This window comes from Paenibacillus sp. FSL H8-0317, from assembly GCF_045040685.1.
In the GTDB taxonomy this organism is placed as follows: Bacteria; Bacillota; Bacilli; order Paenibacillales; family Paenibacillaceae; genus Paenibacillus.
In genome coordinates this window covers 2,590,620-2,604,363 of the sequence record NZ_CP150294.1, presented here as the reverse complement: position 1 = coordinate 2,604,363, position 13,744 = coordinate 2,590,620, and the positions used below count along the sequence as shown (strand labels likewise).

Below are 13,744 nucleotides of genomic sequence, written 5' to 3'. Positions count from 1 at the left end.
AAGAAGTTTTTTAAGACCCCGCAAATGCACCAATTGCTGGTATCTCCAGTGACAAAATAGAAGGAATTTCAGGATTGTTCAATCGAAGTAAACCATAACCGAAGCCTGTAATTCCCGTCATCAGCCCTAATTGAAAATCCTTAGCCGAGATTCTATTATACTTCAAGCAAATTTCAACGCCAACTTCCTGTAAGGTTTTGTGATTTCTTGTTGTACCCATCACTTTCTCAATAGATAGTAAGATATCTAAATTCCCGAGGCTTCCGTGGCACATAAAAGGAGGTAACTGTAGACCATCTTCTATGATTTTGGTTTTTGCTGCCTCAATCTCATCGGCCAGACTAGAGTCATCTATCTTTTGTAACATGTGGAGTCTTGAGAGACCAATACCGGGTGCCCCATGACACCAATAGACGGATTGAAATTCATTCTGCTCTTTAAATCGTTTATCACGCCAATTATTGTGATATTGACTGTAATCTTCTCGTTCCATATTCATTAACAACTTAGCAAAACTTTTATACTCTTGTATACCAGTAATGGACCAAAGTTCAACGAATGCCCAAGCATATCCGCTTAACCCATGCGATAGTCCATTGAGCAAGACTTCCTCGCTTTCCACAGGATCTTTTAGCTTACTTATAAGATGCTCTCCACATTCACTCGCCAATATTTTGAATTTGGGATCTGAGGTTTGTGAGTACAATTGAGTAAGCAATATAATTGCCCCCGCACTTCCGCCAATCACATCAAGCTGCTTGTCATCTTTTATTAGTGACTTCACTTTATCTATATACGTTAAGGCCACATCGTAATATTCCTTTTCTTTCCAAATAAACGATACATGCAACAATGTATAAGCATATCCCAACAAACCACTGAATAGAGAAAGATTGTTTTCTTGGGCCACGGTTATAGTATCTAAACAGGTTTGCAGCGCTTCTTTAGCAAAGACACTGTATCTTGAGTCACCCGATTCAATTCCAAGATAAGCCATAAATAGCACAATTCCAAGTGAACCATCATATAAAGTAGGCTCTAATATCCCAATGTAATGCCCTTTATCAGTAATGGGTTTACGATCAATCCATATAATCGTTTGTTTTTCCTGATCCCAGGCTGCATGATCTATTAACTCATCACCAATTTTTATAGCCATTTTCAAGAAATCTACATTGTTTACAATCGGATCAACAGAGTAAGATTCGTTGCCTTTTAAAGATTTTACGGACGAAGTAAGTGACATCGTTAAATATCTAAACTGCTTCTCAAAATCATGTTTACCTAGTCTATTTAATTGCTCTTGAATTCTTATGGAGCCTGTCATTTGAAAACTAAGTTCCACCTTCTCCATGTTGGATTGAATCGTTATATGTTCCGATTCCATGTAAAAATTAAATACGGGAATCTCTTGTTGCAATAAACACTCCATCTCATACGGAACAAGCTTGCTATAGTACGGCGTATAGGCCGAACTCTTTTGAAAGTGTTCAAACAGTTGAATTCTTTTGGATAATTTTTGAAGATAGTCTGGATGTAAACTTGATTTAAGAAATTCTCCGTAATCATTTGTTGATCTGAATATCATTCTAACTGACGCATTTTTAAAATTATTCATCGGACCATGCGTAGCTACAATCTCATCCTTAAAATCCATAATAAAATGATACATATCTGTGAAACCTTCTTGGATTTTGGTTATATATGCGTCAAACTCTATATGTTCTCCTTGCAATTGTGGTCTGTTACAACCTTGCTCTTTCGTTACTTTTTTACTTATCAATTTCATTTCATCTGTAAATGGAAATTCGATAACTTCACCAATCACTTGATTCTTCTGATCTCCCCAATTTCCTAGTCCACTCGTATCCGTATCTTCTTCGGGGGTTCGTTTAAAAGGAATCAGCATGCTACTAAATACCGAACGATCCATTTCATTAAGAAACAACTCTCGCCAGTTTTCATTAGCTTCAGATGCAACACGATTGGAAAACAAAGTCTCCAGATCAATGAGAATAGGATACTCCCCATCAGCTATAATATTTTCAAAATGAAAGTCTCTTGAACCCAGAATGTACAATAAGGCCACATAACCTCCATAACGATAGTAATATCTATTGATTTCGTCTTTGGTGGTACACTCTGTATATTCTACGTATGACTGCCAGCCGTATGAACCACAATCTACAGATCTAGTTGTTTTGTACTCCATTTTATTATTGAATACATTGATCCAGTTCATCAACTTTTCGAATGCAATATCAATTTTGAGCGAACGTGGCTTATAGATCAACTTATTTCCATCACTAAAATAAAGTACGCTTACAGAACGCCCCTTAGAATGAGTATCACCTGCTCCTGTTGAAATTCTCTCTAGGAAAAGATAATCTTTATCAAATTCATTTTTTAACGTGTCCAGATCCATGCTAAGATGTGTCATTATTTCTGTATGATATTCAATGACTCTTGTTGTTTCATCTGTCATCAATTTAGCTAACACCGGATACATCATAAAAAGCGATTCGATATAATCTTTATCATGTAATAATACATTATTATAATAGTTATAGCGGTTTTCAGACGTATCGCCCAGTAAAAGTCCTGATAACCTTGCGATATGCATCTCCTGAATTAACGTTCGAATACTCAAGTTTAACAGTTTTGAATAAAGTTCCTCATACCAATTATGCCTCAGCGATTCAATACTTCCCTGAAGTGACTCGTGTTTTAGCAATAGGACATCAAAATGCTTCTGCGCAAACATAAGAAAGGGTTCAAAAAATGAACTAAAGAGCTTTTTATCCTGATTTGAGGATTTTTGGACTGTGGATTGATTCAATATCATTCCAATTGTTTTCACCCAATCAAGGCTTCCTTCCATTCCGACCTCTGCATTAGGATCGTATGTCTCTATAAGCTTTTTTCTAAATTCTAAGTTTGGACTACTGTTCAACATTACCCCTCCTGTATCACCTAAACTTATTTTTATCTTCTAAGAAGCAAAGCATCACCATTATAATCACGATTGGTATAGGGTGCTCTGACATAAAGTAAAAAGGTCACCTTTTAGATCAACAATCGATCTTGAAAAGTGACCCTTTTTCTTGCTATATCTCATTAGCTATAATCTCGCAATCTGTTATGCCATGCATCCTACCGTTTTGCAAGAAAGAACAGACTCACAAAAAAGAGACGGGCATCTATAAATCGTAATAGAAATAAATTCAGGATCATTTTCTTGGTCCGACATCATATTTACCAGATTCGCTTCGTTAACTGAGCCAGAGGGGTGTTCAAAATCAGCAAGACTAGCTCTAAAATCAGGATTACGCATAGCCATAATTTGTTCTTGTACGCTCATTATTATAAAACCTCCTAAAAAAAGATATAATACATATATATTATACTACACTAAAGAAATAATGACCAGTTTTAGAAAGTATCCCCATATAAGAATTTAAAATAACCGGAAAGAATTGGCTAAATCACGAGAAATTTCTTCTGACTGCATTATTTCTTCTAAACTAGGGTTTAGGACGTTGATATGCTTTTCGAGAATTTTTTCTATAATATATTCAATTTGCAAAAAAGAAATATCACCTTTTAGAAATCTTGCCACAGCAACCTCATTCGCTGCATTATATGCCGTTGTTGCTGTTCCACCCATTCTACCACACTCATATGCCATTCTTAAACATGGGAACCGTTCCATATCCATCTCACGGAATTGCAACTTGCCCGCTTGCACTAAGGAAAGTCGCTGTGCAGGTGACGGTAATCGGTCTGGATAGGTCAGCGCATACTGAAAGGGAACTCGCATGTCCGGATTACCAAGCTGCGCAATAATACTCGTGTCATCAAATTCCACATAGGAATGAATAATTGTTTTCACCCAATCAAGGCTTCCTTCCATTCCGATCTCTGCATTAGGATCGTATGTCTCTATAAGCTTTTTTCTAAATTCTAAGTTTGGACTACTGTTCAACATTAACCTTCCTGTATCACCTAAACTTAGTTTTATCTTCTAAGAAGCAAAGCATCACCATTATAATCACGATTGGTATAGGGTGCTCTGACATAAAGTAAAAAGGTCACCTTTTAGATCAACAATCGATCTTGAAAAGTGACTCTTTTTCTTGCTATATCTCATTAGCTATAATCTCCCAATCTGTTATGCCATGCATCCTAGCGAATTGCAAGTAAGAACAGTCAGACAAAAATTACTAATAGCAATAAATTCAGGATCATTTTCTTGGTCCGACATCATATTTACCAGATTCGCTTCACTAACTGAACCAGAGGGGTGTTCAAAATCAACAAGAGTAGCTCTAAAATCAGGATTACGCATAGCCATAATTTGTTCTTGTACGCTCATTATTATAAAACCTCCTAAAAAAAGATAAAATACATACATATTATACCACACTAAAAAATAATGACCAGTTTTAGAAAGTATCCCCATATAAGAATTTAAAATAAACGTAAAGAATTGGCTAAATCACGAGAAATTTCGTCTGACTGCATTATTTCTTCTAAACTAGGATTTAGGACGTTGATATGCTTTTCGAGAATTTTTTCTATAATATATTCAATTTGCAAAAAAGAAATATCACCTTTTAGAAATCTTGCCACAGCAACCTCGTTGGCTGCATTAAACGCCGTTGTTGCGGTTCCTCCCATTTTACCACACTCATACGCCATTCTTAAACACGGGAACCGTTCCATATCCATATCACGGAAATGTAATTTCCCAGCTTGAGCAAGAGACAGACGCTGTGCCGGTGATGGCAAGCGGTCAGGGTAAGTCAGTGCATATTGAATTGGAACTCGCATATCCGGATTCCCCAGTTGTGCGATGATGCTTGTGTCATCAAATTCCACATATGAATGAATAACACTCTCTGGGTGAAGCAATACATTAATCTGATCATATCGAAGACCAAATAACCAATGTGCTTCAATGACCTCAAGACCCTTGTTAACCATCGTTGCCGAATCTATCGTGATTTTGGAGCCCATTGACCAATTCGGATGTTTAAGCGCATCCTCTATAGTCACGTTCTTCAACTGTTCACGGGTAAGATCACGGAATGATCCACCTGAAGCGGTGAGCGTGATGCCTGTCAGGCGTTCTCTGTTTTCACCATTTAAACATTGGAATATCGCAGAGTGCTCACTATCAACGGGCAGTAAAGAGACTCCTTTGGCAGCTGCTCTTGTCGTAACGATATGCCCCGCTGTAACCAATGTCTCCTTATTGGCCAGTCCGATCTGTTTGCCTGCATCTATGGCAGCAAGCGTTGACTCCAATCCAACACTGCCCACCACCGCTGTAACAACCGTATGCGCATCGGTTCCTGCCGCAACTTCTACGAGTCCTTCGTTGCCATAAAATAGTTGCGTTCCTGCTGGCAAATGTGGAGCTATCTTCTCCGCCAGTTCTTTGGACCCCACTGATACTTTCTTCGGCCGGTAACGTTTGGTTTGTTCGATCAGCAGGTCTGTATTGCCTCCGGCAGCCAGTCCCTCCACTTGAAAGAGTTCTGGATGCATGTCAACTACATCCAGTGTCTGGGTTCCAATGGAACCGGTTGACCCAAGAATCGCAATTTTTTTCATGCTGCACCTCATCTTTAATTATCCAATGCCTACGGCGAATAATGCTGTTATCTCAGACTCATGTTCTTCTTTAGTAGGGCAGTAGCATTAGTATATGTACGAATGGAAAAACAACAATCCAGCTGTCGCACCGATCAAGAATGCCTCCATGCCCTGGGAGAAGACTGCCTGAATCCTTGATATTATATACACGTTTGTATGCAGACTGGATCAAGTCACCCATCTGACCTACAACTGCACAGGCAATTCCGATCACAATCGCTCTCTGCCAGGAAAGCAAACCATCTGATACTAATGCAAAAATAACAGAAGTAACAATTGCAATTACGATGCCACCCAGTGCACCCTCTATAGTCTTGTTTGGACTGATGGAAGGCCACAGTTTGTTTTTACCAATGAGTTTCCCTACAAAATAAGCTCCTGCATCACTGGCCCATATGGAGCCCAGCAACAGGAACGTCCAGAACAACCCATGATGCAGATGTCTGGATTCTGCAATGTAATAGAAACCGATCCCTATATACAACACGCCGAGGAAAAGCATGGCCACTGTATTCACGGGAACCTTATTTTTGGTGACAACCGAAGCTGTCATCAGTACAAGCATTACTATCCAGATGACCTGAAATAAGGATAGCGGTCTTGCCTCCCAAAGCATTTCCCAAGGAAACACAATGGCAAAAACACCAGCATATCCAATCAGGGCCACACCTGAAAAAGGCATCACCCCGGTCATTTTAACAAATTCATAATAACCGATGAGAGCCATAAGCAATACCAAACCATGGTACCAGGGTCCGCCCAGCATGCAAAAACCTAAAAACAACACACCTGCTATGATTCCTGTCGTTAGTCGCTGTTTCAACGGCTTCATCCTCCATCTATTTCAAACCGCCGTAACGCCTTGTTCTGCGCTGATATTCGGCTATTGCTTCAAGCAAATGCTTTTTGCCAAATTCGGGCCAGTATATATCCGTAAACCATAATTCACTATATGCAAGCTGCCAAAGCATAAAGTTGCTTAATCTCAACTCTCCGCTCGTCCGGATCAGCAGATCCGGATCAGGCATGTCAACCGTCAGCATATGTCTATCAATGAGTTCAGGTGTTATGTCCTCTGCCGATAGTTCCCCCGATTTCACCTGCAGAGCGATCTGTTTAACACAGTCCGTCATTTCACGACGACTTCCATAGTTCATTGCAAAGTTCAAAACGAGACCTGTATTATGTTCCGTAAGACGAATGGCTTCCCGCAAGGCATTAATGGTATGAGAAGGTAAATGTTCCTCTTGACCCATCATGCGAATGCGCACATTTTTTTCTATAAGTTCATCCAGCTCTATGGCTAGAAATTCTTGCGGAAGTCGCATCAGAAAATCCACTTCTTCTTTTGGACGCGTCCAGTTTTCTGTCGAAAAAGCGTACATCGTCAGATATTTGATGCCCAGTTCATCCGCCGCGATGGTCGCACGTTTGACCGCCTTCATGCCATTTTGGTGCCCGGCTATACGCGGGAGTCCCAAACGTTTGGCCCATCGTCCATTGCCGTCCATGATGATGGCGACGTGCTGCGGGATATTGTCCTCGGATATAGTCAGCGTTTCCTGCTTGTCAGCCCCATTCCACCACGACCGAACCCGTTTGATCATTCCTGTTCCTCCAAAATCCCTGAAGTTTCTTTATCTGAAGCTTGGAAAAAGAGACAAAACCCCACCGTATTGGAGGGGCTGCGCTTGTCTTACACTTCCATGATTTCTTTTTCTTTGGCAGCGAGTACCTTATCGACTTCAGCAATAAACTTGTCGGTCGATTTTTGGATATCGTCCTGATGTCTCCGGGATTCATCCTCGGAAATATCTGACTTTTCCATTTTCTTGATGTCATCATTCGCGTCACGGCGAATGTTACGAATCGCTACTTTACCTTCTTCACCGAACTTTTTCGTCAGCTTAACAAGTTCCGCTCTACGTTCTTCCGTCAATGCCGGAATAGACAAACGGATCATGCTACCATCATTGGCTGGAGTAAGACCCAGATCCGATTTCATGATGGCACGCTCGATGTCACCCATGGAGGATTTGTCCCAAGGCTGAATCATCAGTGTACGGGAATCCGGAGTACTGATATTAGCGAGTTGATTCAATGGCGTCATTGCTCCATAATACTCTACCTGGATTCGGTCCAGAAGAGCTGGAGTTGCACGGCCTGCACGCAAAGTAGCCAGGTCACGACGCAATGCTTGAATTGCTTTTTCCATACGCTCTTCGGCATGTTGTTTAACCGCTTGTGGCATTAATCTACACTCCCTTTAACGATTGTTCCGATACGTTCGCCCAGAACAACACGTTTGATGTTACCTTGTTCTGTAATGGCAAATACGATCAACGGGATGTTGTTGTCCTTACAAAGCGAGGATGCCGTTGAATCCATTACACCAAGGTCTTTGTTAAGAATATCCATGTAAGTCAACTGATCAAATTTCACAGCTGTACTGTCCTTAAACGGATCTGCTGAGTATACACCATCAACTTTATTTTTGGCCATCAAGATAACTTCTGCTTCAATCTCCGCTGCGCGCAGTGCTGCTGTTGTATCCGTGGAAAAGAACGGGTTACCTGTACCTGCTGCAAAAATAACGACCCGGCCTTTCTCCAGATGACGAATAGCTCTACGACGAATATAAGGCTCTGCAATCTGTTGCATTGCAATAGATGTCTGTACACGCGTAGGCACTTCAATCTGTTCCAAAGCATCCTGCAGTGCCAGCGAGTTCATCACTGTCGCCAGCATACCCATATAATCGGCAGTTGCACGATCGATGCCTTTTTCGCTACCGGCAATTCCACGCCAGATGTTTCCGCCGCCACAAACAATAGCAACCTGTACACCAAGTGCAACAACCTCTTTTACCTGTTGGGCAATCGACGAGATCGTATCTGCATCAATACCGTAGCCGTTTTGACCGGAAAGAGACTCTCCGCTGACCTTTAAGACAACACGTTTAAATACTGGCTGTTCCAATTATTCACCCTCCACTTTGAATTGAACACGCTTGGTGTTCAACCAACAAAACTTCTCGCGCATGGCCTCCTGCTTAAAAAGAAAGGAACACAGTTGTGTTCCGCTCTTTTAGGAAAAACGTTTAACCGGTAAGGCACTGTTTTCCTGAGATATAAGGGAGTTTACGCTTCGAAGTTTCATCATTCTTATATCTTCGAAAATCAATTTTGCTCGCCGGTTTATGGAAACCGTCTTATTTGTTTACTTGGGACATTACTTCTTCTACGAAGTTGTCTACTTTTTTCTCAAGACCTTCACCCAGTTCATAACGAACGAAACGACGGATGGAGATGTTTTCACCAATTTGGCTGATTTTTTCGTTCAGCAATTGAGAGATCGTTTTGTCTGGATCTTTTACGAAAGTTTGTTCCAGCAGGCAGTACTCTTCGTAGTATTTACCGATACGGCCTTCAACCATTTTTTCAATGATTTTCTCTGGTTTGCCTTCGTTAAGAGCTTGAGCTTTCAGGATTTCTTTTTCTTTTTCCAGCTCATCTGCAGGAACTTCTTCGCGTGTAACGAATTTAGGATTAGCTGCAGCGATTTGCATAGCTACATCTTTAACGAAATCCTTAAATTGATCCGTTTTACCAACGAAGTCAGTTTCACAGTTAACTTCAACCAAGACACCAATACGTCCACCAGCGTGGATGTAAGATTCTACAACGCCTTCAGTGGCTGCACGGCCTGCTTTGCTTGCTGCTGCTGAGAGACCTTTCTCACGCAACAATTCAGCTGCTTTTGTTACATCACCATTTGCTTCTTCCAGTGCTTTTTTACAATCGAGCATACCAGCGCCCGTTCTTTCGCGAAGTTCTTTTACCGCACTCGCATTAACTGCCATTATAAATTCCCTCCAACATTAAGTATTGTACGTACACTCTAAAAAAAGGGTAGTGAGAGGTTATCCACCTGCCAACCACCCTTTTCATTTAGTTTATAACATATGTTCGAATCTATTAAGCGGAAGTTTCTTCGCCTTGGTTAGCTTCGATTACTGCGTCAGCCATTTTACCTGTCAGCAATTTAACAGCGCGGATCGCGTCGTCATTACCTGGGATAACATAATCGATCTCGTCCGGATCGCAGTTAGTATCAACGATACCTACAATTGGGATACCCAATTTGCGAGCTTCCGCAACAGCGATACGCTCTTTGCGTGGATCGATGATGAACAGGGCGCTTGGCAGGCCTTTCATATTTTTAATACCGCCCAAGAATTTCTCCAGACGATCTTTTTCTTTGCGAAGCAAGATAACTTCTTTTTTAGGCAATACAGCGAATGTACCGTCTTCTTCCCAAGCTTCCAACTGTTTCAAACGATCAATACGTTTTTGAATTGTTTGGAAGTTAGTCAGGGTACCGCCAAGCCAGCGTTGGTTAATGTAGAATTGACCAGCACGTTCAGCTTCTTCTTTAACGGAATCTTGAGCTTGTTTCTTAGTACCCACGAAAAGAATTTTACCATTCTCTCCTGCGATTCCTTTAACGAAGTTGTAAGCCTCTTCGACTTTTTTCACCGTCTTTTGCAAGTCGATGATATAAATTCCGTTTCTTTCAGTGAAGATATAACGATCCATTTTTGGGTTCCAACGACGAGTCTGGTGACCGAAGTGTACCCCAGCTTCGAGAAGCTGCTTCATGGAGATTACTGCCATCTTCACACACCTCCTAATATGGTTTTTATTGTGTCCTCCGCCGGCATCATTTTTCGCCAAGACTCTCCATAAGGAAAGCACCCTCAACAAAATTAGCACATGCGTGTGTTTTAACACCGTTATCTAATATAGCATAACTGACTGTCCGATGCAACATCTTTAAAGCTAAAATCTACTTTTCGTTTTTTGCTAGTATCGAATCATTTAAACTTGATATGTAACTCAGGCGCTAATTATTACCAAGCTTTGAAAATGCACCGTTTAATACGCAAAAACCGTCCTGTCCGAGCATGCTCAGTTTGACGGTTCTTTCGTAATTTTTGCGATAATGGATTTGAAACTTTCGCCTTTTTCAAGCGCATAGGTACCCACTTGGATTTTCGTATTGATTCGCTCAGCCTTGCCAGCCTTGATGAACGCTTGAGCATCATCTACGATTCCCGCAGTTTTCAGGTTTGCTGCAACGATCGCCAGACTATTGCCTGAACGTACCTTGAACGATACTGTTGCGCCTTTCGGATTGCTCGGCGTTACAGGTTCTGTTGTCTTCGGCTCAGTTATCTCTTTTTGCCCTTCACCTTCACTTGCAGCAGGCTCTTGTGGCTTCTCAGGCTCTGCGGGTGTTTCCGTAGAGGTTACTGTCTCAGGCGGTGTTGCTGTTTCCCCTTGCAACTCACTGCTTTCTTGCTTTTTCTTCTCTACCCACTCAGCTTCTGTGTACAATTCCTCTTCAGAACCGACCACCTTCATATCCAGGCTTTTTGCGGCTGTTTCGAGCTGTTCTTTGGTCATATTGGCGGTCTGCTCGGGGTCCAGATTACTATCCGATAATGCATTTTGTCCAACTGTGGCCAGTTGTAGCAAAACCGCACCAATAATCAAGCCGCTCCCCAGACCAATCCACAAGGATCGCTTGTCCATGACTTAGCTTTCCTCCCGTTCTGCCAGTTGCAGTATTAACTGTACCTCACCACGCTGAATGCCTGTCTGCTTGGATATGGCATCCATCGACTTACCCTCAGCATGTAGATTAAAGAGTTCTGCATATCGATCTTTAATCGACTCACGCCCAGGCAAAGATTCGGCTTCACTGGTCTGTTGGTCTGCTTCTAACGCCTGCTGGGCCGCCTCTGCTTGTACACTTTTCACGAGCGCTTGTGCTTGCAAACCTTCGGAAGATGGTACGGATACATTACCGGAGTGTGCAACAGGTGTTGCGACAGGTTCGTACTTTTTGCTCTGTTCCAGCTGATCCAACCGTTGCTGTAATTCCTGAAGTTGCAATTGCATACGTTGATCGGCTGCTGTCGCTTCTCCCTTCATTTCAGCCACACGTTGAATAAGAGCATCATTATCATTTTCGATCTCGGTCATGTAGTGTTCAAGCGTAGATTCCATCTCCTGCACCAGTTGATGCCCAGGCTCTTGCGCCTTGTTTTTCCGAGGCATAATACAAGCATAGGCGATGGCGCAGGCCCCTAATATGACAATAATGATCCATGGTGACAAATTGGGTTCTCTCCTTCTGATTCAACCATCGGTGCGCAAGACTCCATGTCCATAACAACCATTTATTATAAAGACAGATCTATGTGTTTTCCCTTGTACGGGTGCTCTGCAGGTTTGACAGTTTCTTGAGCCTGAGCAGACTCCTGTCCATCGGAACCACTCTGCTGATCCCCATCATGGTTATGACCATCACGCACCGAAGTCTGTGAAGTTTCGTCCATTGCTTCACTTCGTTGCCTTGCTTCATTTGCTTCTTTCGACGTTTGCTCTGCCAAAAGATTCTGATCCGTAATCGGTCGCTGCTGGGCTTCACTTTGATAACGTCCCGCTTCACTTGTTCGTGGTACCGCAATCTGCAACTCCACTGCTTTGAAACTCATACGCTCACCTCACGGTTTCGAATGGATTTCTTCCTGTGCCTGAATGCTGTACTTAAACGTATGGAACCATCGTAATATCACCATCGTGATAATAAAATGAAATTCGACTCACTGGATCTTTAATAAATTTCGTGTATCTGCCGATAACTATTTTAGAGCCTCCATAAATCATCTTCAGAATATCAACACGAGCCTTACTTGTATCTTCAAGTGCCTTTTCAATTTCAAAGATACGCATTTTCGTTTCTTCACTTATACGAAGAGCAGATTTCTGCGTAGCATTCAGCTTGATTCGCATCGACATCTTATCTGGAGTGAGTTGTCCAGCGGCAGCTAATTGATCCAGCAATGTCAAAGCTTTCTTCGTTTTATCCAAGGAATCCATCTGCTCTCTGACTTCCTTGCGCAAATCATTGAGTTCGTTACGCAGCTTTGGTAGCACACCAACTTCAATGGAAGTGACCGTGGACATGCTGTTGCCCACAACACGCGCTGAGACGTTCTGACCAGCCTGGATCGAGCCACCAACGATAAGACCTTTGGTGCCCGCACAGATGACACCATGGCCAGCACGAATATTGGAATGCATAATACTTTGGGAAACCAGAACATCTTCACCGGCATCTACGTTACCTTCTTGAATGAAAGTACATTTAACATTATGGCCTGCTTGTACCAGTCCTTTGTTATAACCAATAATACCACCGGTAATTTCGATTGAGCCGCCTGCTTCCAGTTCAGCTCCTTCGACACCTCCGACGACACGAATGTCACCTGCTGCTTTTACTTTAAATCCGGTAAGTACATTGCCTCGTATGACAACTGTGCCTACAAAGTCGATATTACCGTTATTGTAGTCAACGTCACCATTGACTTCATAGACCGGAAACACATTCAGTTTGTTACCGTCCGTTTTGGTAACCAGCCCATCCAGTGCAGCATACATCGCAGAACCATCCGGGTTAATCACAACGTTTTTCCCAACTTTAAACCGAGCTTCTTTTCCCGGACGATAAGGAATTTCCTCACCTGTTACTGCCCTGCCTGGTATACCATCGCTAGGAGCGATCCGCTCTGCAATGATCTGACCACTACGGACATTGTTTAACCGGGTCACTTCTTTGTAATCGACGGTTCCATCTTCCGATTCCAATGGTCGTCGTTCATTCGTATCGTCCATCCCAACCAGGGCCTTGATGAAGCCATCTGTTCCTTGAATGGGAGCGACACCTTCTGCAATCTTGTATTTATCTTTCAAATAGGTTTCAGGGTTGCTCACAAAAAGTAATAATGCCTCTCGCGATACACCTTGTTTGATGCCCTTGTCCGCCACAAATTGTTCAAGTTCATCGATCGTGCAGGCAAAGCCTTCTTCCTCTTTGGAAAATTCAAGGTAGGCTGTGCATTTGTCGTCCGATAAAACAATGTTTAAACATTGCTCCAAAGCAGTCCGCTGTGTCACTGCAATTCTTCCCCCTTTTAGACTTTCCACTCCCCAAACTCCAATGATATTACTTC

At 42.2% G+C, this 13,744-nt stretch carries 14 protein-coding genes and 1 pseudogene; all 15 read right to left on the bottom strand.

Going from position 1 to position 13,744, the window contains the following annotated elements; genetic code table 11:
• Nucleotides 1-10 precede the first annotated feature (10 nt).
• Nucleotides 11-2,956 carry a type 2 lanthipeptide synthetase LanM family protein gene (locus tag MHB43_RS12250; RefSeq protein WP_339184091.1) on the bottom strand — a complete coding sequence of 982 codons (2,946 nt, stop codon included), beginning with the start codon at nt 2,954-2,956 and terminating at the stop codon, nt 11-13.
• A 183-nt stretch (nt 2,957-3,139) separates the two neighbouring features.
• Entirely contained in the window at nt 3,140-3,361 is a 222-nt protein-coding gene (locus MHB43_RS12245) for a hypothetical protein (RefSeq protein WP_339184089.1), read from the bottom strand.
• Nucleotides 3,362-3,457: 96 nt separating this feature from the next.
• Nucleotides 3,458-3,889 (bottom strand): annotated as a pseudogene (locus tag MHB43_RS12240) (1-deoxy-D-xylulose-5-phosphate reductoisomerase); the annotation flags it as partial.
• 282 nt (nt 3,890-4,171) lie between these two features.
• Complete coding sequence (locus MHB43_RS12235; RefSeq protein ID WP_339184087.1) at nt 4,172-4,375, bottom strand: hypothetical protein; 204 nt, start codon at nt 4,373-4,375, stop codon at nt 4,172-4,174.
• A 95-nt stretch (nt 4,376-4,470) separates the two neighbouring features.
• The gene (locus MHB43_RS12230) at nt 4,471-5,619 is read right to left on the bottom strand and encodes a 1-deoxy-D-xylulose-5-phosphate reductoisomerase (protein ID WP_339184085.1); all 1,149 of its coding nucleotides are present in this window, start codon (nt 5,617-5,619) and stop codon (nt 4,471-4,473) included.
• A 70-nt stretch (nt 5,620-5,689) separates the two neighbouring features.
• Nucleotides 5,690-6,484 carry a phosphatidate cytidylyltransferase gene (locus MHB43_RS12225; protein ID WP_100529403.1) on the bottom strand — a complete coding sequence of 265 codons (795 nt, stop codon included), beginning with the start codon at nt 6,482-6,484 and terminating at the stop codon, nt 5,690-5,692.
• A gap of 16 nt (nt 6,485-6,500) precedes the next feature.
• Nucleotides 6,501-7,268, bottom strand: coding sequence for an isoprenyl transferase (locus MHB43_RS12220; RefSeq protein WP_237175950.1), 768 nt, complete (start codon nt 7,266-7,268; stop codon nt 6,501-6,503).
• Nucleotides 7,269-7,357: 89 nt separating this feature from the next.
• A complete protein-coding gene (gene frr / locus MHB43_RS12215) occupies nt 7,358-7,912 on the bottom strand; it encodes a ribosome recycling factor (RefSeq protein WP_017689152.1) in 555 nt (184 codons plus the stop codon).
• Nucleotides 7,912-8,640 (bottom strand): UMP kinase, encoded by a 729-nt coding sequence (gene pyrH / locus MHB43_RS12210; RefSeq protein WP_076208883.1) that lies wholly within the window; start codon nt 8,638-8,640, stop codon nt 7,912-7,914. The genes frr and pyrH overlap by 1 nt, the downstream gene beginning before the upstream one ends.
• A gap of 232 nt (nt 8,641-8,872) precedes the next feature.
• Nucleotides 8,873-9,523, bottom strand: a complete 651-nt coding sequence (gene tsf, locus MHB43_RS12205) for a translation elongation factor Ts (RefSeq protein ID WP_036609326.1) — start codon at nt 9,521-9,523, stop codon at nt 8,873-8,875.
• A gap of 115 nt (nt 9,524-9,638) precedes the next feature.
• Nucleotides 9,639-10,337, bottom strand: a complete 699-nt coding sequence (gene rpsB, locus MHB43_RS12200; protein ID WP_017689155.1) for a 30S ribosomal protein S2 — start codon at nt 10,335-10,337, stop codon at nt 9,639-9,641.
• A 294-nt stretch (nt 10,338-10,631) separates the two neighbouring features.
• Nucleotides 10,632-11,258 carry a hypothetical protein gene (locus MHB43_RS12195; RefSeq protein WP_339184081.1) on the bottom strand — a complete coding sequence of 209 codons (627 nt, stop codon included), beginning with the start codon at nt 11,256-11,258 and terminating at the stop codon, nt 10,632-10,634.
• A gap of 3 nt (nt 11,259-11,261) precedes the next feature.
• Nucleotides 11,262-11,846: a hypothetical protein gene (locus MHB43_RS12190; RefSeq protein WP_237175952.1), complete on the bottom strand. Its 585-nt coding sequence runs from the start codon at nt 11,844-11,846 to the stop codon at nt 11,262-11,264.
• A gap of 65 nt (nt 11,847-11,911) precedes the next feature.
• Entirely contained in the window at nt 11,912-12,226 is a 315-nt protein-coding gene (locus tag MHB43_RS12185) for a hypothetical protein (RefSeq protein ID WP_076208886.1), read from the bottom strand.
• 52 nt (nt 12,227-12,278) lie between these two features.
• Nucleotides 12,279-13,688 (bottom strand): DUF342 domain-containing protein, encoded by a 1,410-nt coding sequence (locus MHB43_RS12180; RefSeq protein WP_405132037.1) that lies wholly within the window; start codon nt 13,686-13,688, stop codon nt 12,279-12,281.
• Nucleotides 13,689-13,744 lie beyond the last annotated feature (56 nt).